23 protein-coding genes are annotated in these 26,761 nt (G+C 68.1%); 10 read left to right on the top strand and 13 right to left on the bottom strand.

What is annotated here, in order from left to right; all coding sequences use genetic code 11:
* Positions 1 to 67: 67 nt before the first annotated feature.
* The 3 genes from GLA29479_RS17485 to GLA29479_RS17475 all read right to left on the bottom strand — a co-directional run bounded on the left by GLA29479_RS17485 (position 68) and on the right by GLA29479_RS17475 (position 3,350).
* Positions 68 to 637, bottom strand: a complete 570-nt coding sequence (locus GLA29479_RS17485; RefSeq protein ID WP_144436590.1) for a hypothetical protein — start codon at positions 635 to 637, stop codon at positions 68 to 70.
* A gap of 10 nt (positions 638 to 647) precedes the next feature.
* A complete protein-coding gene (locus GLA29479_RS17480) occupies positions 648 to 2,831 on the bottom strand; it encodes a xanthine dehydrogenase family protein molybdopterin-binding subunit (protein WP_057972353.1) in 2,184 nt (727 codons plus the stop codon).
* Positions 2,832 to 2,894: 63 nt separating this feature from the next.
* On the bottom strand, positions 2,895 to 3,350 hold the full coding sequence (locus tag GLA29479_RS17475; RefSeq protein WP_057916659.1) for a (2Fe-2S)-binding protein: 456 nt from the start codon (positions 3,348 to 3,350) through the stop codon (positions 2,895 to 2,897).
* A 307-nt stretch (positions 3,351 to 3,657) separates the two neighbouring features.
* Between GLA29479_RS17475 and GLA29479_RS17470 the strand changes: the two genes are divergently transcribed.
* Entirely contained in the window at positions 3,658 to 4,674 is a 1,017-nt protein-coding gene (locus GLA29479_RS17470) for an XdhC family protein (RefSeq protein WP_057972352.1), read from the top strand.
* Positions 4,675 to 4,677: 3 nt separating this feature from the next.
* The gene (locus GLA29479_RS17465) at positions 4,678 to 5,283 is read left to right on the top strand and encodes a nucleotidyltransferase family protein (protein ID WP_057972351.1); all 606 of its coding nucleotides are present in this window, start codon (positions 4,678 to 4,680) and stop codon (positions 5,281 to 5,283) included.
* 1,144 nt (positions 5,284 to 6,427) lie between these two features.
* Here GLA29479_RS17465 and GLA29479_RS17460 read toward each other — a convergent pair.
* Positions 6,428 to 6,643, bottom strand: coding sequence for a hypothetical protein (locus GLA29479_RS17460; protein ID WP_031372547.1), 216 nt, complete (start codon positions 6,641 to 6,643; stop codon positions 6,428 to 6,430).
* Positions 6,644 to 6,918: 275 nt separating this feature from the next.
* A complete protein-coding gene (locus tag GLA29479_RS17455) occupies positions 6,919 to 7,830 on the bottom strand; it encodes a LysR family transcriptional regulator (protein WP_057972350.1) in 912 nt (303 codons plus the stop codon).
* Positions 7,831 to 7,928: 98 nt separating this feature from the next.
* On the opposite strand from GLA29479_RS17455, the gene GLA29479_RS17450 reads away from it, so the two are divergent.
* On the top strand, positions 7,929 to 8,375 hold the full coding sequence (locus GLA29479_RS17450) for a carboxymuconolactone decarboxylase family protein (protein WP_057919884.1): 447 nt from the start codon (positions 7,929 to 7,931) through the stop codon (positions 8,373 to 8,375).
* Positions 8,376 to 8,455: 80 nt separating this feature from the next.
* On the opposite strand, the gene GLA29479_RS17445 is transcribed toward GLA29479_RS17450, so the two are convergent.
* Positions 8,456 to 9,265: a class I SAM-dependent methyltransferase gene (locus GLA29479_RS17445; RefSeq protein ID WP_057972349.1), complete on the bottom strand. Its 810-nt coding sequence runs from the start codon at positions 9,263 to 9,265 to the stop codon at positions 8,456 to 8,458.
* A 356-nt stretch (positions 9,266 to 9,621) separates the two neighbouring features.
* On the opposite strand from GLA29479_RS17445, the gene GLA29479_RS17440 reads away from it, so the two are divergent.
* Positions 9,622 to 10,539 carry a rhodanese-like domain-containing protein gene (locus GLA29479_RS17440; RefSeq protein WP_057972348.1) on the top strand — a complete coding sequence of 306 codons (918 nt, stop codon included), beginning with the start codon at positions 9,622 to 9,624 and terminating at the stop codon, positions 10,537 to 10,539.
* Between the two features lie 17 nt (positions 10,540 to 10,556).
* Here GLA29479_RS17440 and gloA2 read toward each other — a convergent pair whose 3' ends face one another.
* The gene (gene gloA2, locus GLA29479_RS17435; RefSeq protein WP_057972347.1) at positions 10,557 to 10,946 is read right to left on the bottom strand and encodes an SMU1112c/YaeR family gloxylase I-like metalloprotein; all 390 of its coding nucleotides are present in this window, start codon (positions 10,944 to 10,946) and stop codon (positions 10,557 to 10,559) included.
* Between the two features lie 144 nt (positions 10,947 to 11,090).
* Between gloA2 and GLA29479_RS17430 the strand changes: the two genes are divergently transcribed.
* Positions 11,091 to 11,375 carry a DUF4031 domain-containing protein gene (locus GLA29479_RS17430; RefSeq protein ID WP_031372541.1) on the top strand — a complete coding sequence of 95 codons (285 nt, stop codon included), beginning with the start codon at positions 11,091 to 11,093 and terminating at the stop codon, positions 11,373 to 11,375.
* Between the two features lie 3 nt (positions 11,376 to 11,378).
* Here GLA29479_RS17430 and GLA29479_RS17425 read toward each other — a convergent pair whose 3' ends face one another.
* The 4 genes from GLA29479_RS17425 to GLA29479_RS17410 all read right to left on the bottom strand — a co-directional run bounded on the left by GLA29479_RS17425 (position 11,379) and on the right by GLA29479_RS17410 (position 18,099).
* The gene (locus GLA29479_RS17425) at positions 11,379 to 12,008 is read right to left on the bottom strand and encodes a LysE family translocator (RefSeq protein WP_057919883.1); all 630 of its coding nucleotides are present in this window, start codon (positions 12,006 to 12,008) and stop codon (positions 11,379 to 11,381) included.
* Positions 12,009 to 12,285: 277 nt separating this feature from the next.
* Positions 12,286 to 15,393 (bottom strand): autotransporter domain-containing protein, encoded by a 3,108-nt coding sequence (locus tag GLA29479_RS17420; protein WP_248842754.1) that lies wholly within the window; start codon positions 15,391 to 15,393, stop codon positions 12,286 to 12,288.
* A gap of 535 nt (positions 15,394 to 15,928) precedes the next feature.
* Complete coding sequence (locus tag GLA29479_RS17415; protein WP_057916651.1) at positions 15,929 to 16,594, bottom strand: response regulator; 666 nt, start codon at positions 16,592 to 16,594, stop codon at positions 15,929 to 15,931.
* Positions 16,591 to 18,099 (bottom strand): sensor histidine kinase, encoded by a 1,509-nt coding sequence (locus tag GLA29479_RS17410; RefSeq protein WP_057972345.1) that lies wholly within the window; start codon positions 18,097 to 18,099, stop codon positions 16,591 to 16,593. Before GLA29479_RS17410 ends, GLA29479_RS17415 begins: the two co-directional genes overlap by 4 nt.
* Before the next feature lie 128 nt (positions 18,100 to 18,227).
* Between GLA29479_RS17410 and GLA29479_RS17405 the strand changes: the two genes are divergently transcribed.
* The 5 genes from GLA29479_RS17405 to GLA29479_RS17385 all read left to right on the top strand — a co-directional run bounded on the left by GLA29479_RS17405 (position 18,228) and on the right by GLA29479_RS17385 (position 23,970).
* A complete protein-coding gene (locus GLA29479_RS17405) occupies positions 18,228 to 19,439 on the top strand; it encodes a DUF418 domain-containing protein (protein ID WP_057972344.1) in 1,212 nt (403 codons plus the stop codon).
* Between the two features lie 240 nt (positions 19,440 to 19,679).
* A complete protein-coding gene (locus GLA29479_RS17400; protein ID WP_057972343.1) occupies positions 19,680 to 20,267 on the top strand; it encodes a beta-barrel domain-containing protein in 588 nt (195 codons plus the stop codon).
* Positions 20,264 to 22,417: a peptidase domain-containing ABC transporter gene (locus GLA29479_RS17395; protein WP_057972342.1), complete on the top strand. Its 2,154-nt coding sequence runs from the start codon at positions 20,264 to 20,266 to the stop codon at positions 22,415 to 22,417. Before GLA29479_RS17400 ends, GLA29479_RS17395 begins: the two co-directional genes overlap by 4 nt.
* An 80-nt stretch (positions 22,418 to 22,497) precedes the next feature.
* A complete protein-coding gene (locus tag GLA29479_RS17390) occupies positions 22,498 to 22,683 on the top strand; it encodes a hypothetical protein (RefSeq protein ID WP_057916646.1) in 186 nt (61 codons plus the stop codon).
* A gap of 165 nt (positions 22,684 to 22,848) precedes the next feature.
* Entirely contained in the window at positions 22,849 to 23,970 is a 1,122-nt protein-coding gene (locus GLA29479_RS17385; protein WP_057916645.1) for an MvdC/MvdD family ATP grasp protein, read from the top strand.
* Positions 23,971 to 24,895: 925 nt separating this feature from the next.
* On the opposite strand, the gene GLA29479_RS17380 is transcribed toward GLA29479_RS17385, so the two are convergent.
* Together GLA29479_RS17380 and GLA29479_RS17375 are read right to left on the bottom strand one after the other, a co-directional pair.
* A complete protein-coding gene (locus tag GLA29479_RS17380; RefSeq protein ID WP_057972341.1) occupies positions 24,896 to 25,942 on the bottom strand; it encodes a lipid A deacylase LpxR family protein in 1,047 nt (348 codons plus the stop codon).
* Between the two features lie 324 nt (positions 25,943 to 26,266).
* A complete protein-coding gene (locus tag GLA29479_RS17375) occupies positions 26,267 to 26,671 on the bottom strand; it encodes a DUF3224 domain-containing protein (protein ID WP_057916643.1) in 405 nt (134 codons plus the stop codon).
* Between the last annotated feature and the right edge of the window lie 90 nt (positions 26,672 to 26,761).

The following is a 26,761-nucleotide window of genomic DNA, read 5'->3' as shown; positions in this document are numbered from 1 at the left end:
CGGTCGCGGCTTGCGCCGCTCCTACTCTTAGGATCAACCGCATCGACACGATGATTCGTACGCCGCGCTACGACGCCGGGCACGGCCCGCCCGCGTCGGCCCAGGTCTTGAACTTGGCGACGAACTCCGGGTGCGGCACCGACACCGGCTTGCGTTCGCCGCCCGGCGCCCAGCCCCACAGGACCAGTTTGTCTTCGCTGACGTGCTTGATCAGCGCGGCGAAGTCGCGGCCGCCATTGCTCTTCTTGTCCTTGATCATCTCGCACAGCTTCGGTGACGGCAGCCCGATCCAGGCCATCTTGTGGTCCGGCGGCGGCAGCTGCCAATGCGGCGCGCCCGGCGGCGCGTTCGGGCCGTAGCTCGCCGGCAGGTTGGCTTCACCGTGGCAGGTCGAACACGGCAGGCCGGCCGCGCCCTTGCCTTCGGGGCCGCGCACCACGCCCATCGCATGCGGCAGGCCGGCATCGAATTGCAGCGGCTGGTCGCCGGGGATGTGGCAGTTCTGGCAGCGCGGATGCTGGAACACCTGCTGCACGGTCGCGAACGCGGCGATGCCCTGCTCGCGTTGCTCCGGGGTGACCTTCGGACCGCAAGCGGTGGCGGCGAGGGCCGCCATGGCGATGATCAATGCGCGCATCGTCGTCTCCTCAGGCCGGCAGCTGCAGCGGCAGTTCGCGCAGCCGCTGTTGATTGAGTGCGAACACCGCATTGGCCACCGCCGCCGCGACCGGCGCGGTGCCGGGCTCGCCGGCGCCGCCCATCTTCTCGGTGCTCGGCACGATGTGCACTTCGATCTGCGGCGCCTCGTCCAGGCGCAGCACGCGGTAGTCGTGATAGTTCGACTCCTGCACTCTTCCGTCCTTGAAAGTCAGTTGGCTGTACAGCGCCGCGCCGAGGCCGAAGTTGATGCCCGATTCCATCTGCGCGCGCACGCCGTCGGGATTAACCGCCAGGCCGCAGTCGATCGCGCAGACGAAACGGTGCACGCGGATGCCGTGGCCTCCGCCCGGTTTGGGCTCGACCGAGACTTCGGCGACCTGGGCGATGTAGCTGCCGAAGGATTCGTGCACCGCCACGCCGCGCGCGCGCCCCGCCGGCAAGGCCGTGCCCCAGCCGGCCTTGTCGGCGACCAGGTCCAACGCCGCCAAATGGCGCGGATGTTGCTTGAGCAAGGTGCGGCGGTATTCGACCGGGTCCTTGCCGGCGGCGTGGGCCAGTTCGTCGATCAGGCTTTCCATGACGAAGGCGTTGTAACTGTGCCCGACCGAGCGCCACCACAGCACCGGGATGCCGGTGCTCGGCGAATGCAGGTCGACGCGGTAGTCGGCGATCTCCTTGAGATACGGCGAATCGGCGACGCCCTCGACCGAGGTCGCGTCGATGCCGTTCTTGATCATCGCCCCGGCGAACGGCGTGCCGGCGATGATCGACTGCCCGACCAGCACGTGCTGCCACGCCACCGGGATGCCCTGCGCATCGATGCCGATGCGCGCGTGCTGCAGGTACATCGGCCGGTAATAGCCGCCGCGTACGTCGTCCTCGCGCGACCACACGGTCTTGACCGGTTTGCCGGCGGCCTTGGCGACATGCACCGCTTCGGTGACGAAGTCCGCGGTCGGGGTGGCGCGGCGGCCGAAACCGCCGCCGAGGAACATGGTGTGGATCTGCACCTGATCGGGCTTGAGGCCGGTGATCTTGGCCGCGACCTGCTGGTCGACGGTCTGGAATTGGGTGCCGGTCCAGATCTCGCAACTGTCGGCCTCGATCTTGACCGTGCAGTTCAGCGGTTCCATCGGCGCGTGCGCCAGATAGGGCACGTTGTACTCGGCCTCGATGGTCTTGGCGGCTTTCGCCAAACCGCCCTTGACGTCGCCGGCCTGAGCCGCGACCGCGCCGTCGGTGGCGGCCAGCTTGCGGAAGTCTTCGCGTAGCTTCGTTGTATCCAGGCCGGCGTTCGGGCCGAGGTCCCAATCGATGACCAGCGCGTCGCGCCCCTGTTTCGCCGCCCAGTAGTGATCGGCGATCACCGCCACGCCGCTCGGCACCTGCAGCACGTCGCGTACGCCGGGCACGGCCTTGGCCGGTGCGGCATCGAAGGATTTGACCGTGCCGCCGAACACCGGCGCGCGCGCGACCACCGCGGTCAGCAGGCCGTCGAACTGCACGTCCATGCCGAACTTCGCCTTGCCGGTGATTTTCTCCGGCGAGTCCAGGCGCTTGGTCGGCTTACCGATGATCTTCCAGTCCTTGGCGTCCTTGAGCGTCTGCGGCGCGGTCGGCGCCGGCAGCTTGGCCGCGTCGGCGGCGAGCTCGCCGTAACGCGCGCGCTTGTCGCCGGCGATGGCCGCGCCGTTTTCAGTGCGGACCTGGTCGACCGGCACGCCGAAGCGTTGCGCCGCGGCCGCCACCAACAAAGCGCGCGCGGTCGCGCCGGCCTGGCGATAGCGGTCGAACTCCGACCAGGTGCTGGTGGAACCGCCGGTCATCTGCATGCCGAACGCGGTGTGCGCGTACGCCGGCGCGGCCGGCGCGTGTTCGACCTTGATCTTCGACCAGTCGGCATCGAGTTCTTCGGCGATCAACATCGCCAGACCGGTCCACACCCCCTGGCCCATCTCCGAATGCGAGATCAGCACGGTCACGGTGTCGTCGTCGCCCACGCGCAGGAAGGCGTTGGGCACGAAGCCGCTCGACACCGCCGTGGCCGCGGCCGGATCGGCGTGGGCGAAACGCTTGGCGCCTGGCACCACGAAGCCGACCACCAGGCCGCCGCCGATCAAGGCGCTGGTCTTGAGGAACTGGCGCCGCGACGGCGCCGGTACGGTATTCACATCGACCTCCTAAAGCGCCCGAGGTGCCGGCGCTGCGAGCATGACGTCGTGGGGATGACGCGATCAGGCCTTGCCGATTTCGGCCGCGCGCTTCACCGCCGCGCGGATGCGCGGATAGGTGCCGCAACGGCAGATGTTTCCGGACAGCGCCTGGTCGATGTCGGTGTCGGTCGGCTTGGGGATCTGGGTCAGCAAGGCGGCCGCCGACATGATCTGGCCGGACTGGCAGTAACCGCACTGGACCACGTCGATCTCGGCCCAGGCGCGTTGCACCGGATGACTGCCGTCCTGCGACAGGCCTTCGATGGTGGTGATCTGTTTGCCTTCGACGCTGGCGACCGGGGTCACGCAGGCGCGTCGCGGCGCACCGTCGACATGGACCGTGCAGGCACCGCACTGGGCGATGCCGCAACCGAACTTGGTGCCGGTCAGGTGCATCAGGTCGCGCAGGACCCACAGCAGGGGCATGTCCGGTGGCGCGGCAACCTCGTGTTCGGTGCCGTTGACAAGAAGCTTCATGGTTCCCTCGCGGCGGCTGGGGTCGTCCGAGCCTACTCCTCAAAATTGGCCTCCGCCAGATCGCCTTCGATACCAAGATGAAGCGCCGAAACAGGGCGCTTGCCGGATTCTCCGAGCCTTGGTGGCGGTTGTGCGATGCAGGTCGCGGCCTCCTTCGCGAGCGTTGCGACACGTCCCTGGATTTTCGCGCGAGGGCCTCGATCGCGGCTTGCCCAAAACTGCCGCCTGCGGTCGGCGTGATGCACCGCAACGCCGCCGATGCCGCGAACGCTCTAGACTCGAAGCTTCTCCGCCCCTGGGCGTACGCATGGCCGACTCGCCGGACCCCTCGTTTCCGAAGCGCAGCGCGCCCGGCGGTCCGCGCGCGGTGCTCGAGGCCAGCGCCGCCGCGGCCGCGCGCGGCGATCCGGCCGCATTGGCGATCGTCCTCGAAACCGAAGGCTCGACTTATGTCCGGCCCGGGGCGATGGCCTTGTTCGGCGCACGCGACGGCCAGGTCGGCTGGCTCAGCGGCGGCTGCATCGAGCCGGACATCGAACTGCGCGCACAGGACGCCGCGCAATCGCAGGGCATCGAGTGGATGGACATCGACACCCGCAGCGACGAAGACCTGTTCGCCGGTTCCGCGGTCGGTTGCCGCGGCCGCCTGCGCCTGGCGCTGCTGCCGCTGTCGGCACTGCGCGAATGGCCGGCCTTGATCGACGAATGGCGGCGCGGCCATGGCGACCTGCACCTCGACCTGCGCAATCACGGCGCCCTTGCCGCCTCGGTCGGCGACGAACGCATGCGCTGGACCCTCGCGGTCAACACGCCGCCGTGGTCGTCGGCCGCAGTCGCCCAATGGAACCTCGAAATCCCGGCGCCGCCGTCGGTGCTGGTGTTCGGCGCCGGCCCGGAAACCCCGACCCTGTTGCCGCTGCTGCGCACCTTGGGCTGGATGACCACCCTGGTCGAACGGCGTTCGCGATGGAGCGCGGCCGGCGCGCTCGCCGACCACGCGATCGAGCGCAGCCCGGCGCAGGCCTTGGCGACCGCGCGGCCGCACGACGCCGCGCTGGTGATGCACCACCACTTCGATCTCGACCGCGAGGCGCTCGAACATCTGGCCGAAAGCGCCAACGGCCAGCAGATCGGTTTCGTCGGCCTGCTCGGCCCGATGCGGCGGCGCGAAGACCTGTTCCGGGTGCTGCCGGCCTCGGCCCAGGCCTCGCTGACGCCGCGCCTGCATTCGCCGATCGGGCTCAAGCTTGGAGGCGAGGGTCCGGAAGCGATCGCGCTGAGCATCGCCGCGCAATTGCAGACCCATCGCCACGGCGAACCCTGAGCGATGACGCATGTCGCCGTAGTGTTGGCCGCCGGTGCGAGCCGCCGTCTCGGACAGCCCAAACAATGCTTGCGTCGCAACGGCGAGACCTTGCTGCACCGCGCCGCGCGCTTGGCGAGCTTGACCGGCGCAGAACGCATCCTGGTCGTACTCGGCGCGCATAGCGGCGCGATGGCCGCCTCGGTCGCCGACCTGGCGGTCGAGTGCATCGACAACGACGCCTGGGAGGGAGGCCTCGCCAGCAGCCTGCGCGCCGCCGCGCGCGCGCTGAGCGATTTCGGTATCGAAGCGCCGGTGCTGGTGCTCGGCTGCGATCAACCGGCGCTGGGTGCCGCGCACCTGCAGGCCTTGCTCGATGGCGCCGCGCGAGCCACCTCCGGTTGCGCCGCGACCGCGCATGGCGATGCGCTCGGCATCCCGGCGGTGATCGCCGCCGCGGTCTGGCGCAAGGCCGAACAGTTGCGCGGCGACCGCGGCTTCGGCGCGGCGCTCAAGCGCCTGCCCGCCGAGACGGTCTGGCGGCTGCACGCCCCGGAGCTGGAACACGACCTCGACACCCCCGCCGACCTCGTTGCCGCGACGGCGCGAGGTTGGATCGATATGCCGTAGGGAAAGCGGAAGCCAAACCTGGCCGTTGCACCCAGACGGCGCGCGGATCCTGTCGGAGCACTCTGTAGGAGCTGCGACCCACGGGGAACCCTTTGGTCACAAGCTAAGACCGCGAATCCACAGCGACAACGCAACCGACAGGACGCGGTCGCGGCTCGCGCCGCTCCTACCCAAGAGCGGCGGCGAATCCAACTGGAGCCCTGACGAATCCTGCGGGGCTTCTGTAGGAGCTGCGCAAGCTGCGACCGCGAAGCCGCAGCGGCGACGCAACCGGACAGGACGCGGTCGCGGCTTGCGCCGCTCCTACCCAAGAGCGGCGGCGAATCCAACTGGAGCCCTGACGAATCCTGCTGGGCTTCTGTAGGAGCTGCGCAAGCTGCGACCGCGAAACCGCAACTACGACGCAACCGGACGGGACGCGGTCGCGGCTTGCGCCGCTCCTACCCAAGAGCGGCGAAGAATCCAACTGGAGCCCTGACGAATCCTGCTGGGCTTGTGTAGGAGCTGCGCAAGCTGCGACCGCGGTGCCGCAGCGGCGACGCAACCGGACAGGACGCGGTCGCGGCTTGCGCCGCTCCTACCCAAGAGCGGCGACGAATCCAACTGGAGCCCTGACGAATCCTGCTGGGCTTGTGTAGGAGCTGCGCAAGCTGCGACCGCGAAGCCGCAACTACGACGCAACCGGACGGGACGCGGTCGCGGCTTGCGCCGCTCCTACCCAAGAGCGGCGACGAATCCAACTGGAGCCCTGACGAATCCTGCTGGGCTTGTGTAGGAGCTGCGCAAGCTGCGACCGCGAAGCCGCAGCGGCGACGCAACCGGACAGGACGCGGTCGCGGCTTGCGCCGCTCCTACCCAAGAGCGGCGACGAATCCAACTGGAGCCCTGACGAATCCCGCTGGGCTTCTGTAGGAGCTGCGCAAGCTGCGACCGCGAAACCGCAACTACGACGCAACCGGACGGGACGCGGTCGCGGCTTGCGCCGCTCCTACCCAAGAGCGGCGACGAATCTCACCGGAGCCCCTGTAGGAGCGGCGAGCGAATCCGGCCGAAGCTCTGCCGGCGCCCGCGTTGCGGACGCTAGGAGGCCCGCGCCGCCCGGCCAGACTCCTGTCAGCCGGGCGGCGCAAACCGCACGTCGGCCCTAGGGAACCAACGTGCCAAACACGGGCTGCGAATCGGCATCGTAGATACGCAGCCACAACCCCTTCGGGGCGTGCGCGGCGTATCTCCTGGCCTGCGGCAGTACTGCGCGCAACGCCGCTTCGGCGCTGCGGTATTCCTGCGCGATCTCTGCAATCGCTACCGCCAGCGCACTGTCGTCGCTGCCATCACGCTGCTTCAGTTCGACGCGAAACATGATTCATCCTTGTAAAAGTTCAGCCGGCGCGGTGGGGGGGAAGTTCGCCTCAGGGCGAATCTGTATCCGGATGCCGTCGGAGCAATCAAAAGATGCGTCTTGCGTGAACAGTAAACCGTCGTCGGAACACCCCTAAGCGTGTAGGATTTTTCCTAATGTGATGTGCGTTCAGTCACAGGTTTCAAAAGTAACTGTGGACTTTTTGTAGCGGACGATCCGAGCGGACCGGCTTCACGGATGCGGGTGCAAGCGCCCGATCCCGTCCGCCGACGCGCCTAGGCCGAAGCCCCTCGCCCATCCAACACCGGCTGCAAACGAGCCAATCCTTCGCGCATGGCCTCGCTGAAGACCCGGATGCGCTCGGTGCGGCGCAGGTCCGGGTGGCTCAGCAGCCACAGGTCCGCGGCCAAGCCCTCCAGCGGCTCGCCCACCCTCGCCAGGCGGCGGTCGGCATCGCCCAGGAAACAAGGCAAGACCGCCAGGCCGATGCCGTTCGCGGCCGCGTCGCGCAAGGCCAGCAGGCTGTTGGCGCGCAGCACCGCGCGTTCGTCGTAACGCTGTCGGTGCAGCCATTGCGCCATGCCGATGTGCGCCAGGCTGTCGTCGGGCACGACCCAGTCGCAGTCGGCCAGGGCCTCGGGGCCGGCGCCGCGCGGCAGCCTCAGCGTACGCGGCCGGTACACCGCCGCGGCCAAACGCGCGACTTTGCGCCCGATCAGGCCCTCCGGCGGTTTGCCGCCGGGGCGCAGGGCGACATCGGCCTCGCGCCGGCTGAGGTCGCGCACGGCGTTGTCGGCAACCAGCTCCAGGACGATGCCCGGGTGCTCGCGGCGGAATTTCGCCAGCAGCGGCGGCAACAGGCCGTACAGCACCGGCTCGACCGTGGTCACGCGGATACGGCCGCTGAGGCGCGCGTCCAGCCCGGCCAGGCGCCGCTCGGTCGCGGCGATGCGCGTTTCGATCTCGGCCGCCACTGCGATCACTTCCTCGCCGGTCGGCGTTGCCGTGTAGCCGTCGCGGGCGCGTTCGAACAAACGCGCACCGAGCGCGCGCTCGATCGCGTTGATGCGGCGGAACACGGTCGGATGACTCACCGCCAGGCGCTTGGCCGCGCCGTTCAGCGAGCCCGCGCGGCCGACCGCAAGGATGAAACGGTAGTCGTCCCAACCCAGGGATTGTTCATTCATGCAAGCTCGATTTACATCCGTGGCGGAATGCCTTTCAGGAACGAACATCCTAACGTGGCGTCATCGCGTCGCACGATGCTCACCCGATGGAGACCGCCATGTCCGCCCGCCTGGATTACAACGCCGTCGACCCGCAGGGCACCCGCGCCCTGGCCGGCCTGCAAAGCTATGTCGACAAGAGCGGCCTGGAGCGCTCGTTGATCGACCTGGTCAACGTGCGCATCTCGCAGATCAACGGCTGCGCCTATTGCCTGCGCGTGCACACCGAAGAAGCGGTCGCGCGCGGCGAGAGCCATCGCCGCCTGCACTTGCTGCGGGTCTGGGCCGAGGGCCCGTTCACGGCGCGCGAGCGCGCCGCCCTGGCCTGGGCCGAAGCCATCACCGCGGTCAACCAGGCGCCGGTGTCGGATGCGGTCTATGCCGGGGTAAGCGAGCATTTCGGCGACCACGACTTGGTCGCGCTGACCTATGCGGCGATCTCGATGAACGCCTGGAACCGGTTGGCGATCGCGTTTCGCAAGCCGGATCCGGCGTTGGCGGCATGAGCCGAATGCGGCATTCGGGGCGGCGATGCGGCGCGCTCGCGGCTCGCCCCGCTCCTACAGGAAGCAGGCTTGCTCGCCTCTCAGAAGCGGAAACGGGCTACCCGCCCCAGGTTGCGCAGCCATTCGGAGCGGTCGTAAAGCTTGAACAGCCAACGCTGCGCCCGCGGCAGGGCCGCCACCTCGACGACTTCGCTCAGGCGCGGCTCGTCGACGAACTGCAGCCGCGGGTGCCAGGCCTCCAGGCTGCGTGGTTCGGCGCGGGTCCAATCGCCGATGCGGGCCTGGGTCGCGCGGATCATGGTCGCGTGGCGGAGCAGGCGCAGCGCGAGCGGGCTGTACAGGTCGCACAGCAATTGCCCGCCCTGCGGGAACCGCTCGATCAGGCGCTGCACCAGTTCGCGGGCGCGGCGCTCGTCGAGGTAGGGAAACAGGCCTTCGGCGATCACCAGGACCGGGCGCTGGTTGTCCAGGCGCTCGATCCAGTCCGGCTCCATGACGTCGCTCGCCAAGCTGCGGTAGCGCCCGGCGCGTTGCGGCAGCAACGCCTCGCGCAGGCGGATCACCTCGGGAAAATCGAGGTCGATCCAGTCCACTTCCAAGGGCGGGTCGACCCGGAACACGCGCGAGTCCAGGCCGCAGGCCAGATGCAGCACCAGGGTGTCGGGGCGCGATTGCAGCGCGGCGCGGGTCCAGCCGTCGATGATGCGCGAGCGCAGCGCCAGCCCGCGGATGTCCGAGGGCCCCAGGCCGAAACGCTCGAAGTCGTAATCGATGTGGCGGACCAGGTCGTCGGCCAGGGCGTCGCGCAGGATCGACGGCGTGGCGCGGTTATCCATCGCCTTGGCGTAAAGCGTGATCAACAAGGTTTCCTGACTGCCTTCCAGGCGCATCGAATACTCCCATGACCGCCGGCCGCATCGACCCGGCACCGGTCATTGTGCGACCGCCGATGTGACGCCCAAGGCTACGGCGACCGCAGTTTGGACCCGCATCGGGCCCGAACACGGCGGACCGGCGACCGCAGCGCCGATACCAAGCCCGCAACGATCCGTCGCCGCCATGCGATTGCAGCGGATGCGGCGCGGGCGGAAACTGTCGATGGCTTTGCAGCCGTGCGAGGCGGCCTGGCCACGTTGGCTTGCCCACGCCTCCCCCCGGCCGCGCGACGCGGCTTGCTGATGTTTCCGACCGCGCGACGCGGCCTGCTCATGTTTCCGACCGCGTGACGCGGTCTTAGGACCGGCCGATGGACGCCCTGCTGCATCTGATCCAGACCTACGGGCTGCTCGTGGTCTTCGTCAGCGTGTTCCTCGATCAGGGCGGGCTGCCGGTGCCGGCCTATCCGCCGATCATCGTCACCGCCGCGATTGCGGTGGACCAGCAGCAGAGCCTGTGGCCGATCCTGTTGATCGCCGCGCTTGCCGCCTTGCTTGCCGACAGCCTGTGGTATCTCGGCGGGCGCCGGATCGGCGCGGCCTTGCTGCGGCTGATGTGCAAGGTCTCGCTGTCGCCGGACTCGTGCGTGCTGATGACCCGCGGCGTCTATGCGCGCTGGGGCGCGCCGTCGTTGGTGGTGGCCAAGTTCGTACCCGGCTTCGCCGCGGTCGCGACCACCCTGGCCGGCGAAACCGGCACCAGCGCGCGCCGCTTCGCCTTCTACGACGGCATCGGCGCCCTGCTCTGGGCCGGCCTCGCGGTGGCGGTCGGCGCGGTCTTCCACGAGGCCGTCAACGACGTGCTCGCCAGCCTGGAAACGCTCGGCCGCTACGGCCTGCTGCTGGTGGCCGCGGCCATCGCCGCGTTCGTCGGCTACAAACTGCTCAAGCGCCGCCTGTTCCTGCGCGAATTGCGCATGGCGCGGATCACCGTGCCGGAGCTCTATCGGCTGCTCGAAGACGGCAACGGCCCGATGATCCTCGACGTGTGCTCGCAGCCGCAGCGCGACGCCTCCGGCTGGATTCCCGGTGCGGTGTTCGTGGCCTCGCTGGCCGACGTCGCTCTCGAACCGCGCGACGAGGTCATCGTCTACTGCGATTGCCCGAACGAAGCCTCGGCCGCGGTCCTGGCGCGCGAACTGCGTCGGCGCGGTTTCAAGCGCGTGCGCCCGCTGGCCGGCGGTTTCGAGGCCTGGCGCGAGCACGGCCACCTCGTCGCCCACGCCTGAGGCGGCAGCCCAGCGACTTAGCCGCGCTCGTAGAACTCGATCGGCAAGCCGTCGGGGTCGGCGAAGAAGGTGTAACGGCGCCCGGTGTATTCGTCGACGCGCACCGCCTCGACCGCGATCGACTGCGCCTGCAGCTCGGCCACGCAAGCGTCGATGTCGTCGACCGCGAAGGCGAGGTGACGCAGGCCGCAGGCTTCCGGATAGGACGGCCGCGGCGGCGGCTCGGGGAAGGAGAACAGTTCGATCTGGCCGCCGTCGGGCAAGGCCAGGTCGAGCTTGTACGAACGCCGCGCCTCGCGATGGACCTCGGCGAGCACGCGCAGCCCCAGCACCTGGGTATAGAAATGCTTCGAGCGTGGGTAATCGGAACAGATGATCGCGACATGATGGATGGCCGAGATCCGCATGACGGCTCCTGCGGGCGAGGCAAGACGCCCGCGATGCCGCGATTGTCGGATACTGGGCACGGCCTGTCGCCTGCACGGCCGCCGGACGCGCGTCGTGACAGAATCGTCCCCGACGCAACTGGATTCATTCCCTGGAGAGATGCGGTGACCGTGTACGTCGACGATGCCGTGTGGCCCTGGCGCGGCGAACGCTGGGCGCATCTGATGGCCGACCGCCTCGACGAGTTGCACGCCTTCGCGGCGCGGCTCGGCAAGCGCCGCGAATCGTTCCAGGACAAAGCCAGCGGCTGCCACTACGACGTTACCGCGCAGATGCGCGAACGCGCGATCGCGCTCGGCGCGGTGGCGATTTCGCGCCATCGCGACCGCGCCCAGGTCCGCGCGATCATCCAGCGCGCGCGCGACCAGGCCGCCGGCCGCGCCCCTTGAGCCTCAGCGGCGGGCGTCGACCGCCATCCGCACCGCCAACCCCGACAACACCCCGCCCATGACCCAGCGCTGCGCGGTCACCCAGCGCGGCCGTCCGGCCAGGAAGTTCGCGATGCCGCCGGCGCCGGCCACGATCAATGCGTTGACGCCGACGCTGATCGCGATCTGCAGACTGCCGAGCAGCAGCGACTGCAACATCACGCTGCGCTGCGGGTCGATGAACTGCGGCAACAGGGCGAGGTAGAACATCGCCACCTTCGGGTTCAACAGACTGGTCAGCAGGCCCATCGTGAACAAGCGGCGCGGGCTATCGGCGGCAAGGTCGCGGACCTGGAACGGCGAACGCCCGCCGGGCCGGACCGCCTGCCAGGCCATCCACAGCAGATACATCGCGCCGCCGATGCGCAACGCGTCGTAGGCGAACGGCACCGCGAACAACAACGCGGTGATGCCGAAGGCGGCGGCGAACAGATAGAAGAAGAAGCCGACGCCGACCCCGGCCAGCGAAATCAGCCCGGCCTTGCGGCCCTGGCAGATCGAGCGCGAGACCAGATAGATCATGTTCGGCCCCGGGGTGAGGACCATGACCAGGGCCAGACCGGCGAAGGCCAACAGTGCCGACAGCTCGAACATGCGCATCTCCGGAGTCGTTGGGAACCGGCGCGATGCACGGGGCGATGGCGGCGGTGCCTCATCATCGCCGAATGCGGCCGCCGGCATAAGCCGGTGTGGCGCAACGCTAGGGGGTGGTGGATGGCGATGGAGCGGGGGCGGCTCTCGGACCGTGGGTGATGGCGACGGTTCGTGAGAGCCGGAGCAAATCCCCCCTAGCCCCCCAGACGAACCCAAAAAAGAAGCCGCAACGGCTTGCGCCGTTGCGGCTCCGGGGGCTCCCCCTTCGGGCGGGGGGTTAGAAGCGCAGGGAATACCGCGCGTTGACTCCGTGGTCGTGCGCCTCATCGGCGAGCTGACCGCTGTAGTTCAGTTCCAACAGACCGTTCGCGCTCAGGCGTGCGGCGATGCCGGCTTCGAGCAAGGTGGCGTCGTCGGCCAGCGGTGCGCCATGCACCTGGAAGGTGTTGCCGCCGCGCCAGGCCACCGAGGTCGCCGGGTTGAGGTCGCCGCTGGCATGGCGACGGCCGAGGCCACCGCGCAGGCTCAACCAGCTCTGCTCCTGCTGCGAGCCCTTCAGGTCGACGTTGAAACGCAGCCCCAGCGTCGACAGGTTCACGCGGCTGTCGGCGCTGCGGCCGGTCAGCGCCGCGGCGCCGCCGCTTTCCTGGAAGCCGTCGCTCTTCACCCGCACCTGGGCGAACTGCGCATACGGCTCGAAGGCCCAGGCGCCGGCATCGAAGCGGTAAGCACCTTCGACGAAGCCCTGCTTACTGTCGGCGTCGTAGTTGGAACGGGCGCGGTCGTTGAAGCCGTTGAAGGCGATGTCGCGATCCAGGTCGACGTCGTGGCGGGCGAAAGCCAAGCCGGCGCTGAGGCCGAAACCGCCCCAGTTTTGGCCGGCGTACAGGCCCAGGTGACGGGTCTTGATCCGGCCCTTGTCGTTGCGGGCGTCGTTGTTGTCGCTGCGACCGGTGCCGCCGAGCACGCCGATGCGCCAGCCGCCGTCGAAGCGGTAGTCGTAACCGAGCAAGGTGGCCGAGCCGTTGTACTCGTTGCGTGCGGCATTGCCGTCGCCGTCGAGGGTGCCGCCGGACTTCAGCAACTGCACCCAGGCGCCCTGCGAGGACTCGCCGGCCGTATCCGCGGCGAAGTCGCCGCGACCGGCGCGCGCGCGGCCCAAGGCGGCGTCGCGCACATGGCGGTTATCGTCGACCATGATCGAACGCAGGCTGGCGTGGGCTTCGCCGCTGAGCGCGTCGAGCGCGGCCAAGGCCTGCTCCGGGAACAACTGGGTCAGCGGCTGCGGAATGCCCTGGCCGATCGCGAGGCGGTCGGCGGCGGCGGCGGCGGCGCGCTGGTTGTCGGTCTGCGCGCTCGCCGCGAGCGAGGCGCCGCGGGTGACGTCGATGCCGACCTGGTTGGCCGCATAGCTCAGGCCGAACTTGAGGAACGGCGAGAACGCGGTCTGGTCGAGCGAGGCGAACTGGCCGCTGACGCCGCCGGCCGCACTGATCAGATTGAACGACTGGCCGAGCATGTACTGGCCCGGCGCGTGCAGCACCACCAGCTTGCCGCCTTCCAGGCGGGCCTGGCCGCTCACATCGATGCGGTCGGAAGCGCCGCCGGCCGCCAGCTCGGCCACATAGGTCGAACCCGCTGCCTGCACGTAGTTGCCCTGCACACTGAGGGTGCCGATCGAGTTGCCGGGCGAGACCGCGCCTTCGATGCGCACGTCGCCGACGATGCGGCCGCTGCCGCCGAGCGCACCGCCGGCGAGCACCGGCAACGAGGCCGTGGTCAGGGTGCCGTTGACGACCAAGGTGCCGCCCTCCACCTGCGCGGCGTAGGTGTTGTTGCCGGTCAGTTCGAGCACGCCGTCCTTGACCTTGAGGCCGCCGAAATTGTTATTGCCGCTCAGGCGCAGCCAGCCCAGTCCGGACTTGCTCAACACGCCGGGGCCGCCGATGTCGTTGCGCCAGTCGTCCCAAGCCTTGCCGTCCCACACCTTGGCGCCGCCGCCCGGGCGGTCCATGACCACGTTGGTGTCGACGCGGATCTGGCCCGGGCCGTCGATGGCTTTCTTAAGATCGACCATGCCCCAGCCGTAGATCTCGTCCACGCCCGGCGCGCCGAGATCGCGTGCGGTGGTCAACAGCACGTCGCGCACCTGCGGGCTGCTCAAGTACGGAAAGCGTTCGAACAGCAAGCCGAGTGCGCCGGTGACGTGCGGTGCCGCCATCGAAGTGCCGGTTTTGAGGCCGTAGCCATACTCGGGCTGTTCGTTGTCGATGCGGAAACGCAGGTAATCGTCGGTCAGCTCCACAGCGCCGTCGATGCGGCCGCCGACGACGGTGCTGGCGATATCGGTGCCCGGCGCCGACACGCACCAGTTCATGCTCATGCCGCAGATACTGGAACCGTCGTTGATGACGTAATCGGACTCGCCCGCTGCCGCCTCGGGCTCGCGCACGTTGGCCACACTGACCCAGTACGGCTCGGCCTCGGGCCGCCAGCGCGGCAGGGTGGCTGCGATGCTCGCCAGGCCGCCGCTCTGGTTGCCGGCCGCCCATACCTGGATCAGGTCGGACTGCGGCTTGCCGTCGGCACCTGGCGCATAGATGCTCGCGTACACCGCATAACCTGCGCCGGCGCTGGCGTAGTGCGCCTCCAGGTCGGCCAAGGTGGCATTGCGCCGGGTCGGGCCCCAACTGTGGTTGAGCACACGCGTGCCCAGCGCCTGCGCCTGCTGGTACATGTCCATAGTCGCCGGATCTTCCGGATCGGTACGGTAGAGCGGACGCGGACGGTAGAAGCCGTCGGGATCCAATCGCCATTCGCTGTAGGTGTCGCCGAACACTCGCGCAGCGGTGAGGTCGGAAGCGAAGGCGACGCCGTGCATGCCCTGGCCGTCACGGTTGGCCCCGATGGTGCCGGCGACGTGAGTGCCGTGATCGTCGTAGAGGAAGCCGAGGCCGAAACGTTGCGCGATGAGCTGGCGGATCCGATCCGGAACGCCGGCGCCTACGCCGGTGTATTCGTAACCGGGCTTGTCGCCGCGGGTCGCTCCGCAAGCGCCGTCGCCGGCGACGATGCTGGGATCGGCGCAATGGGCGACGTTGCCGATGGAAATACTGTTGGTGTTGCGGCCGCCGAACTCCGCATGGGCCAGCGCCGAACCAGAATCGAACATGCCCAGGCGGACGCCTTTGCCGGTCAGGCCACGCGCATAGGCGTAGTGGGCGTTCATCGCGCCCAGGCCCCAATCGGCGTTGAATTCGTCGCTGCGCCAGCTGTCGGGATTGCCGAGCTGGCCCATCGTGTTCGCGTTCTGCGCCGAGGCCGACGCCGAAACGGCGAGCAGGCCGCCGACGATGGCGAGCGAAAGCAGGGTACGGGAATGCATGCGTCGGGTAACGCTGTTACGCGTGGTGCGGGTAGTGCCTTGCATCGGTCAGTAGTCCCTTATCGTGTCGAAAGCGCGGCGTGGCGGCGCTTGAAGCAGCGGTGCGACGCCTTTGGCGGCATCGTGTTCGGTCGATCTTCGTGCGACCTGAGTGATCACAAACGCAGGGACATGTGTGCCTCCCTACCTGTTTGTGTCGTCGGACAGGCATGACTAACGACGCTTGCGTGGCAAGCGAGGCAGCGGAAACGATCAATTTGACTTTGCCGAATCTGGCATCAAGCGCTACGACAACGCGCGCGGATGCTTGAGAGGGACGCCGCGAGAGTGATTTGTCGTCGTCCCCCCGCACAGGCAGGACTCAGGGCTTCACCGAAGCATCACTCTGAAGTCTCTGGATCCCCGCCTTCGCGGGGATGACGTTGGGTAAGTTCCGCGGCATCTCTCTCAGCCGACATTCCCGCGCAGGCGGGCTCCGCTTTACTTCGGCGAAGCCGAATACCCTAGGCCTTATCGAGGCAAGACTCCGAAACCTTCAGCCGCCGCCGTGCTCGGATTCGGCCGACATCAGGCCGCGGCGCCAGGCGAATGCGACCGCCTCGGTGCGGTCGGCCAGGTGCAGCTTGGCCAGGACATTGCCCAGGTGCGACTTCACCGTCTTCTCGCCGATGTTCAAGGCCGCGGCGATGCGCGCGTTGCTGCCGCCCTCGGCGAGTTTGCGCAGGACGTCCAACTCGCGTTCGGTCAGGCAGGCGAACGGGTCCTCGCGCGGCTCGCGCTTGCGTCGCATCGCCTTGAGGATGCGCTGGGCGACGAAGGGATGGATCACCGCCTCGCCGCCGGCGATGCGGCGCAAGGTCGCCAACAACTCGTCGCCGAGCATGCTCTTGAACAACAACGACTGCGCACCCGCCTCGATCGCGGCGAAGGCCAGGTCGTCCTGGTCGGTCGAGGTCAGCACCGCGATGGCGCTGCGCGGGCTCAGGCCCTTGATCGCACGGATCGCCTCGACGCCGTCGACGTCGGGCATCATCAGGTCGATCACGATCAAGTCCGGCGCCAGTTCGCGCGCCAGCTCGATCGCCTCGGCGCCGCCGCCGGCTTCGCCGACGACCTCGAAGTCGTCGGTCAGCATCAACAGGCTGCGGATGCCCTTGCGCACCACCTCGTGGTCGTCGACCAGCAATACCGATGTACTCATGCCTGGATTCCCTGCGATTCCAACGTGAACGACACGGTCACCACCGTGCCGCTGGGCGAGCTGGCGAGACGGAAGCGCCCGCCGGGCAGCGTGCGAGCGCGCAAGCGCATGTTCGCCAGGCCCATGCCGGTGGCCTCGTGTTCGTTGGGGACGAAGCCGCGGCCGTCGTCCTGGATGGTCCAGCCGTAGCGGTTGCCGGAGTTGTTGAGGACGACCTCGATGCGGCGCGCGCCGCTGTGGCGCAGGCTGTTGCTCACCGCCTCGGTGGCGATCAGCAACAACTGTCCGGCGTGCTGCGGCCAGGCGCCCAGGCCGCGCTCGGCGACGCCGTCGAGCAACAGTCGCCACTCGATCTCGCTGCCGGCGAGCAGATGCGAGCAGGTATCCTCGATGGCCTTGCGCAACCCCTGCTCGGCCACGGTCGGCGCCGAGAACCGCTGGATCACGTCGGCCAGATCGCGCTGCAGTTGCCCGGTCAAACCGAGCGCAGCCTTGATCAAGGTGATCTGGCGCGGGTCCTGCTCGCCGCCCTCGCGCTGGCTCAGGTGATCGAGCACGCTGAGCTGCAGGCCGAGGGCGAAGCTGCGCTGCTTGGCGGTGTCGTGCAGGTCGCGGGCGAGGCGGTTGCGCTCCTCCGATACCGCCAAGGCCTGGCGCACCTGGATCACTTCGCCGAGCGCATCGGCCATGCGGTCGAAACGCTGCGACAAGCGCCCGAATTCGTCGCGGCCGGTATCGTGGATGCGCGCGCCGAGTTCGCCCGCGGCCCATGCATCCGCGGCGCGCTCGGCATGGCCGATCCGGCGCGTCAGCAGGGTCGCCACGGCGATCGCCGACATCGCGCTGATCAGCACCAGATAGATCGCCAGGCTTTCGATGTCGCCCGAGTCCATGTGCATGAAGCTCGCCAGCGAACCGCCGGCGTGCTGGCCGACGCTGAGGGTCGCGCCCGGGGTCCGTGCCAGCGGCAAGGCCACCGCGCTGATCCAGTCGCCTTCGCGCTCGTGCCGGCGCGGCACCGGCGCATGCGACGACACCGCTTCCTGCTCGACTTCCTCCAGCGTCTGCGCCAGCGGCGGACTCGCCTGCGAGGGATAGCGGCACACGCGGCCGTCGCGGTCGCGATAGCGGATCGACAAGCGGCCGTCGTGGGTGCTGCCGGCGAAGCTGTGCGAGTTCATCCACTCCTGCGAGTCCATGCCGACGATGCGCACCAACAACGCCTGCAGGATCGCCTCGCATTGCGCGCGCGAAGTCATGGCCAGGTCGGGCAGCGCGCCGAACTGCTGCAATTCGCGTTGCATCGCGTCCTGCAGCACCGGCGGCGCCATCGCCTCGCGCACCTCGGTGCGCGACAGGTACAGGTCCAGGCCGGACAGCAGCGCGGTGCTGATCCACGAGGCGATCAGCATCGACAGCAGGCATTTCCAGAACAGCCCGCTCCACCAGCGGCGCGCCGGCGCGCGCGCGGCCGGCACCGGGCGTGCGGCGGGGATTTCGCTCATGCCGCCAGTATTCCAGTTTCCGCGCGCGGCGAATCCGCCAAACGTCCCGGTTGGCTCCCGTCGCGGGCCCGATGCCAGCGCCGCGGCGCCGCGCGCAGCATCCACGCTCCCCCGTTCGCGCCGCCCCCATGACCGCATCCGCCCACGCCGTCCCGCCACGCATCGAACAGCTCGATGCCCTGCGCGGCCTCGCCCTGTTCGGCATCCTGGTCGTCAACCTCGGCGTGTTCGCCTCGCCCTACTACGGCCTGGGCCTGCCCGACCCGAGTTACGACGGAGGGCTGGACCGCGCGGTGCGCCTGCTCGTTGCCGGCCTGTTCGAGATGAAGTTCTATCTGCTGTTTTCGTTCCTGTTCGGTTACAGCTTCAGCCTGCAGCTCGACTCGGCGCAGCGCGCCGGCGAGGCCTTCGTGCCGCGCATGCTGCGGCGTTTACTCGGGCTGTGGCTGATCGGCCTGGCCCATGCCGTGCTGCTGTTCCACGGCGACATCCTCGGCACTTATGCGGCGATGGGCCTGATCCTGCTGACGACGCGCGCGCTGTCGGAGCGCACCGCGCTGCGTAGCGCTTTGGTCCTGATCGTAGCGACTGCCGTCGCCTGGGCCGGATTGGCTTTGCTGATTCGGCTCAGTGGCGAAGCCGGCGTCGTGGATGCCCGCATCGTCGCAGCCCAAGCGCAGACGACCCTCGCCGGCTTCCTCGGCGATCCCGCTGCCGTGGTCGCCCAGCGCGTGCGCGAACTGGCGTCGACCGGGATCGTGCTCGCCTTCATGCAGGCGCCATGCGCCTTGGCGATGTTCCTGCTGGGCCGGGTCGCCGGCCGTCGCCGAATGCTCGCCCATCTCGATCGTTATCCGGCGTTGCTGCGCAGACTGCGCCTCTGGGGCTTCGGCATCGGCCTGCCGGCGGCGGCGCTCTATGCCGGCGTCTCGACCTTCGAGCCCGGCGGCGCGCTCGAACTGTCGGCGCTGGCCTTGAGCCTGCTGACCGCGCCCTTGTTGACCGGCGCCTATGCCGCCCTGGCCATGAGCGGCTTCGCCGGCCGCGCCGGCCCGCGACTCGTGCGATTGCTGGCCCCGGCCGGACGCATGGCCTTGTCGAACTATCTGCTGCAATCGGCCGCCGCCGCGTTGGCGTTCACCGGCTATGGCTTCGGTCTGATGGGGCGGCTGTCGCCGCTCACCGTGCTGGCTTTCGCGATCATGCTGTTCGGCGCGCAACTGCGCTTCAGCGCCTGGTGGATGCAGCATCACGGCCATGGTCCGATGGAATGGCTGTTGCGCGCGATCACCCTCGGCGCCTGGCCGCGCTGGCGTAAACCCGCGCGCGATGCCGCTTGAGCATGCGCTGCGGTGCGATACGCGTCGCAGCGCGGCATGGCCGATAGCAGCAGGGCTGAACGATTTGTTGCAATCCCCGCGAACCGTGACGGCGTTCGACAATGGCGACCTGGAAACACCTTCGGCCTTGTACGACACTCAGCGACCGAGTCGTAACGACAGGAGACGACAGACGCACCGTGATCGCCATGGGTTCGCCGAACCGCACCCTTGGATCCTCGCCACGCGTCTGAGGCTTACGTGCACGAAGACCTGTTCAGACGCGAAATGCTGGAAGCCAGGAAAGAACGCTGGCTCGGCAGCATCCGCCTGCCGATCTCGCGCCTGGGCTGGCCGATGGCCGCACTCGCCCTGCTCGGTCTGCTTGCGCTGCTCGCCCTGCTCGGGTTCGGCCGTTATACCCGCAGCGAACCAGTAGAAGGCATGCTGATAGCGCAGGCCACGTCGAACGGCACCTCGTCCATGCAAGCGCAGCTGTGGGTGCCCGATCGCGCCATCGCCGCGATCCGTCCCGGCACGCCGGCGGTCCTGCGCTACCGCGCCTTCCCGTATCAGCGCTACGGCCTACAGCACGGCCGCGTGGTCGCGATAGCCGCCGCGGCCTCATCGCCCGACCAAATCCACCGGCGCAGCGGCCTGCGCCTGGACGCGCCGGTCTGGTCCGTGCAGGTCGAGCTGGATCGCCAGCGCATCGGCACGCAGGCATTGCGGGCGGGAATGCGTGTGGATGCGGAGCTGCAGTTGGAGCAGCGCCGTCTCTACGAATTCGTGTTGGCGCCGCTGTCGAACACCGACGCGTCACCCGACACGCATCGGACGGGCTCATGAGCGCGAAGCCCGTGCCGGTGATCCAGCAGAACGAATTGGCCGAGTGCGGTCTGGCCTGCCTGGCGATGATCGCCGTCCATCACGGCCACGACATCGATCTGAGCAGCCTGCGCCGGCGCTTCCCGGTGTCGCCGCGCGGCGCCACCCTGGCGCGTTTGATCAAGATCGCCGGCGCGCTCGACTTCGACACCCGCCCCTTGCGGGCCGAGATCGAACACCTCGCCGATCTGCGCCTGCCGTGCGTGCTGCATTGGGACCTCAACCATTTCGTCGTGCTCAAGCGCATCGCCCGCGGCCGCGCCGAACTGCACGACCCGGCGCGCGGCGCGGTCAGCCTGCCGCTGGCCGAATTCGGCCGCCACTACACCGGCATCGCCCTGGAACTGTCGCCGAAGACCGACTTCGTGCCGATGCGCGAACGCCAGCGCCTGAGTCTGCGCGGGCTCGCCGGCCGCATCGTCGGCCTGCGCCGCGCCGGTGCGCAGATCCTGATCCTGGCGCTGAGCCTGGAGGTGTTCACCCTGCTGCTGCCGTTGGCGATGCAGTGGGTGATCGATCGGGTCCTGGTCGCGGCCGACATCGGTTTGTTGAACCTGCTCGGCATCGGCTTCCTGGTCGTGGTGGTGTTCCAGGCGACGCTCACGGCGATGCGCGGCTGGCTGGTCGCCGACCTCGGCGCCGCCCTCAATTCGCAATGGCTGGCCAATCTGTTCGGCCACCTGATGCGGTTGCCGCTGGATTTCTTCGAGAAACGCCATGTCGGCGGAGTGATGTCGCGCTTCGTCTCGGTGCAGGCCATCCAGCAGACCCTGACCGGCAGTTTCGTCGAGAGTCTGCTCGACGGCCTGACCGTGACCCTGGTGTTGGCGCTGCTGCTGTTCTACAGCCCGCCGTTGACCGCGCTGGTGCTGGCCGCGTTCGCCGTCTACGCGATTCTGCGCTGGGCCGCGTACCGGCGGCTGTGGCGACTCAAGGAGGAGCAGCTGATCCAGGTCGCCAAGCAGCAGAGCCTGTTGATCGAATCGATCCAGGGTGTGCAGACGATTAAGCTCGGCAATCAACAGGACGACCGCCGCGGACGCATCGCCAACGCCAGCGTCGAGGTCGCCAATCGCGAGGCCGCGATCGCCCGCACTACCGCGGTGTTCTCGGCCTTGTCGAAACTGGTGTTCGGCGCCCAACGCGTGCTGCTGATCTGGCTCTGCGCCTGGCTGACCCTGCAGGGCCGCTTCAGCGCCGGCATGATGGTGGTATTCGTCGCCTATGCCGACCTGTTCGCCACCCGCACCGGCAGCCTGATCGACAAGCTCGTCGACCTGCGCCTGCTCGGCCTGCACGGCCAACGCATCGCCGACATCGCCTTCGAGCCGCCCGAAGCGCATGTGCACACCGACTACGCCGGCCCGGTGCCGGCGCCGCGCATCGAGATCGACCGGCTCAGCTTCCGCTATGCCGACGACGAGCCGTGGATCCTGCGCGACTGCAGCTTCAGCATCGAGGCCGGCGAATCGGTGGCGATCGTCGGCGCTTCGGGCTGCGGCAAGACCACCCTGGCCAAGTTGATCCTCGGCCTGCTGCGGCCGAGCTCGGGCACGATCCGCATCGGCGGGGTCGACATCCACGACTACGGCCTGGCCGCGTACCGCGAGCTGTTCGGTGCGGTGATGCAGGAGGACGTGCTGTTCGCCGGTTCGATCGGCGAGAACATTGCCTCCTTCGACCATGCGGCCGACCCCGCGCGCATCGAAGCGGCGGCGCGCGCGGCGCGCATCCACGACGACATCGCGGCGATGGCGATGGGCTACGAATCCCTGGTCGGCGACTTGGGTTCTTCGCTGTCGGGCGGACAGAAACAACGCGTGCTGTTGGCGCGCGCCCTGTACCGATCGCCGGCGATCCTGTTGCTCGACGAGGCCACCAGTCACCTCGACGTCGCTCGCGAGCACGAGATCAATCGCGAGATTTCCGCCTTGCGCATGACCCGCATCGTCATCGCGCACAGGCCCGATACGATCCGCAGCGCAGACCGCGTCGTCGCCTTGCGCGACGGCGTCAGTGAACGGATCACAACGTCCGAGTTTGCAATCCCCATCGCTTCGCGCATTCAGGGCGAAAGTGGGATCGCGATTAGCAAACCGCGACTTTCATAGTTGCTAGCATCGATGCTCGTGCCGACGCCGGGACGGCCTTTCAACTCATCCTGGCACTCTACGGTTTAGGAGAACGCTCCATGAGTAAGCAAGACGTTTACAGCAACAACGCTCTGCCTCAGGACGAAGCCGCCCGTCCGCTCGCCCGCATCGCGGCGCGCGAACTTTCACTGGACGAGATCGCAGCGATCTCCGGCGGCAAGGGCGATACCACCCACGCCACCGGCCCGAACGGCGACGATCCGGGCGATCCCGATTTCCTGTAATCGCCTCGCCTTCCGGTTGATCTGATCGGATGCAGTCCATGCACCAGGCCGGGTGGACCCGCGCGCGAGCGACGTGCGCGTAAACCCCGCCGCCACGCATGACCCGGCACGCCCCGTCCGACGGGGCGTGCCGTTTTCAACGGCCCTAAAAATACGAACGCTTCCATGCCCGCTCACCGCCGTCCGCTGATCCTGTCTTCGCTGGCCCACGACATCCATGCTTCCGCCGCGCGCTGGGCTTTGCGCGCCAGCGGTATCGACGCGACCTGGCTTAGCTCGCTGGCCGAAGCCGAACTCGGCGCGATGTCCCTGCATTGCGATCCCGACCTCGGCCTGCGCATGAGTGGCCCGCTCGACGACGCCAGCGTCGGCACGGTCTGGTACCGGCGGCCGCGCAATCCCGAATCCTTCCCGCGCGCGCAGGCCGGCGACCAGCCCTTCCTGCGCGGCGAATGGGGGCGTTTCCTCAAGAACGTCTACGCCTTGACCGATCAGGGCGCCGATCGGCTCTGGGTCAATCGCCCCGCTGCCGCGGCGATGGCCGAGAACAAACTCGTGCAACTGCGCGCGGCCCACCACTGCGGCCTACGCTTCCCGCCGACCCTGGTCTCGCACGATCCCGCCGAGATCCGTCGTTTCGTCCAGCGCCATGGCCGTGTGGTCTACAAACCCTTCCTGACCCACACCTGGAAGGACGCCGAGACCGGCCGCATGTTCAGCACCTATGCGCGCATCGTCGAACCGGCGATGCTCGAAGACGACCAGAGCCTGTTGCACTGCCCCGGCATCTATCAGGTCTATGTCGACAAACGCCACGACCTGCGCGTGACCGCGATCGGCGACCGTTACTTCGCCGCCCGCCTGTACGCCCAACACGACGACGGCTTCGTCGACTGGCGCGTCCCCCAGAACACCCAGGGCTTGCGTGCCGAAGTCGGCGAACTCTCCTCCGCCGACCAGGCCAAGCTCGCCGCCCTGATGCGCGAACTCGGCCTGGTGTTCGGCTGCATCGACCTGGCCATCGACGCCAACGGCGATGCGCATTTCCTCGAAGTGAACCAAGCCGGCCAATTCCTTTTCATCGAAGACCTGCTGCCCTCGCTGCCGCTGTTGCGGGCGATGAGCGCGATGCTGGCCGAAGGCCGCCCGGATTATTCCCTGGCGACCATCGCCAAGCTGTCCTATGCCGAGTATTGCGCCAGCGAAGAACACCGCGAATGGTGGGCGCAGGCCAGCGAAACCCTGAAGGGCCGCAGTGCGGCGGCGGCGGGGATTACGCTGGAGTAGGCCGGATTGCGGCCTAGGGACGCGCACAGGCAGCAGCGCCGAAGTCGTCGACAGCCTTCGCAGGGTAGGAGCGACGCGAGTCGCGACCGCGATGTGGCAGTCTTGCGACGCATTTATCCAGCAAGATCAAACGCATGAAGCTTCCGCCCCCTAAAGGGTGCGGGTAACTTTCTTTTGGCCAAAGCCCCAAAAGTCCGTCTGGATTCCCTTTGGTCAAAAGTCACCAAAGAAAAAGTGCTTTTCCTTGACGAAGCTCCCCTGCGAGCACGCGGCTCGCGGCTCGCGGCTCGCGCAGGGATGTTCGCAAGGTCGTGGCTGCGCCAGGCAAGAAAAGCCGGAGCGGCCCCCAGGTTGCCGTTGCCGTTGCCGTTGCCGTTGCCGTAAAGATTCTGCCGTTGCCGTGCGTCGCCACGAACTAGCGAAGGCAATTGAAGACCCGGAGGGCGGCCTGCATGGATGCAGGCCGTTTTTCATCGGGACAGGGATGTCCCGTATGAAAAATCGCCGCGGAGGCATCGCTCGTGCGGGCCTGTGATTCAAAGAGAAGCATTTTTCTTTGGTTAGCTTTCTTTTGTTGCTTATGACAAAAGAAAGTAACCCGCCGCTTTAGTGGCGGAAGCTTTTGGCGTTTGATCCTGATCTTGCTTGAGCGATACGCCGCGAAACCGAAAAGACGCGGTCGCGGCTCGCGCCGCTCCTACCCCTTGCGAAAGCACGCCGCTTCGATTGGATGGCATCGGCGTTGCAGCCTCTGCGCGTCCCGCGGTCGCGGCTTGTGACCGTAGGAAATCCCTGGGGGACGCCGCCCCTACCCTTTGCGACAGCACGCCGCTTCGATGATGCGATATCGGGCATTGCCATCACTGCGCATCCCGCGGTCGCGGCTCACGCCGCTCCTACAGCGGAGACAAGCTAATCGCGTGAGTCAAAACGCCCGACTCACGGTAAAACTCCCGAACACCGGCGTCTGCTTCTGCCCCTCGAACTCCCGCGTCCGGTGATAGCGCGCCAAGGCGAACTTCCACCGTCCGCGCATCGCCGCCAGGCCGTAGCCGACGTCGGCCACCAACGGCCGCTTGTCGACGCTGTGGCTGTCGCGGAAGGTGTTGCCGTCCAGGGTGATGTCGCGCAACACCCAGCGCGCGTCGAAGGTCACGAACAGGTGCGCGCCGAAACGGCGGTTGCCGGTGTTGTAGTGTTGGGTCGGCGCGGTGTTCTCGCCGGCCGGGCGCAACGGGGTGCTGCCGAAATCATCCGGCAGGCGCAGGCCGAAGCGCAGCTCCGCGCCGGCGTTGGCGTAGGTCGCCAGGTTGCCGAAGCTGCCGCCGTAGTGGCTGATCGCATCCCAGCCCCAGCGACCGTTGTGAGCATCGCCGGCCGAGTAGCGATGCATGCGTTCGTGGACGATGCGGAACACCGGTTCGTCGTGCAGTTGGTGGTCCCAACCGCGGAAGGTCTCGTCGCCGAGCATCTTGTGCACTTCGTTCTGCACTTGCTTGCCCAGCGCCGACGGCCCCACCAGACCGAACTGCAACTGCGTGGTCTGCAGGTAATCGCCGTTGCGGGCGTTATAGCCCAGGCCGACCAGCAAGGCCGCCGCATACGGCCGGTCGTCTTCGATCAGATCGCGGCGGGTGTAGTCGGTCGGAGTGAAGATGCCCTGGGCGAAGGTCGCGATCATGTTGCGTTGCTCGAAGCCCTCGGGCTGGAGCGCGTCGAGATGGCGGTTGACCCAACGCGCCAGGCGCGGAATGCAGGGGTCGTCGGTGTAGTCGGCCAGGTTCGGCGAGACCAGGGTCAGTTGGATGCCGTTGCTGTAGCCCTGGTCCTGGCCTCCGAACAGATCGTTGTCGAGGCGCAGATTAACCGTGGGCGGAAGGCGGGTGTGGCCGTTGGTGCAGGCCTCGCGACCGGCGGCGTGGGCACCGGAAGCGAACAACAGAGCGGAAAGCAGGACAGCGGTATGGCGCATGGGGAAGGACTATCGAGACGAACGAAGCGGACGGAGCGGCCTCGCCCGAACAGCGGCGGCGAGGCGGTGCGATGCGCATGCAAGCGCCGATCCATGCGGCGTCGCGGCGCCCGCTCTGCGGGGCCGACCAGGCAGGAGGATCGGCGCACACGTTCGCACGGAAGCGCCGCGACGGCGTTCGCAGGGCCGCGATGGATCGTCCCGTCGATGGTGCTTGAGACGCGGGCCGGCGTCTTTGCGCGATGTGCCGGCCGGACCGGCGGCGCGCCGGCACAGCCATTCTCACGGCCCGCGCGCATCGGCGCGGCCGGCGCCAGTCGTCCGTTACTCGGCTTCGGGCAGCGCGTATTCGAAGCGATAGAAGTGCGCGCCGCCTTCGCGGATGTCGATGCCCATCGTGCCGCTCAGGCCGAGCAATTCGCCGGTGCCCGAGTCCGGCACCACTACGATGCTGAGGTCGGGCGTACCGCGCACCATCAAGGCGCGGTGCAATAACAGGAAGCTGCCGCTGCGGCCGTCCAGGCGGCCCTCGACTTTCTCCAGGGCGACATAGCCGGCCGAGCCTTCGACCTCGGTCATCGCCGCAAGCATCTCGCCGCGGCTGGCCGCATCGAGTTCGCCATGGAAGCGTTTGTCGATCGCCATGCGCCCGAATTTCCCGGTGGCCGCGTCGTGCACCGGCTCCGGGCTGAGTTTCACGTCGAAGGGGCCTTCGATCTTGCGGGTCATGGAGTCACCGTGGCGGGTGTGGGCGGCTGCGAGGCCGGGGCGATCCGCGCCGCTCCTGCAGCGCGGGCCGCCAGCATAGGCCGGAATGCA

Source organism: Lysobacter antibioticus, assembly GCF_001442535.1.
GTDB classification, from domain to species: Bacteria; Pseudomonadota; Gammaproteobacteria; order Xanthomonadales; family Xanthomonadaceae; genus Lysobacter; species Lysobacter antibioticus.
This window is presented reverse-complemented; position numbering and strand designations above follow the sequence as displayed.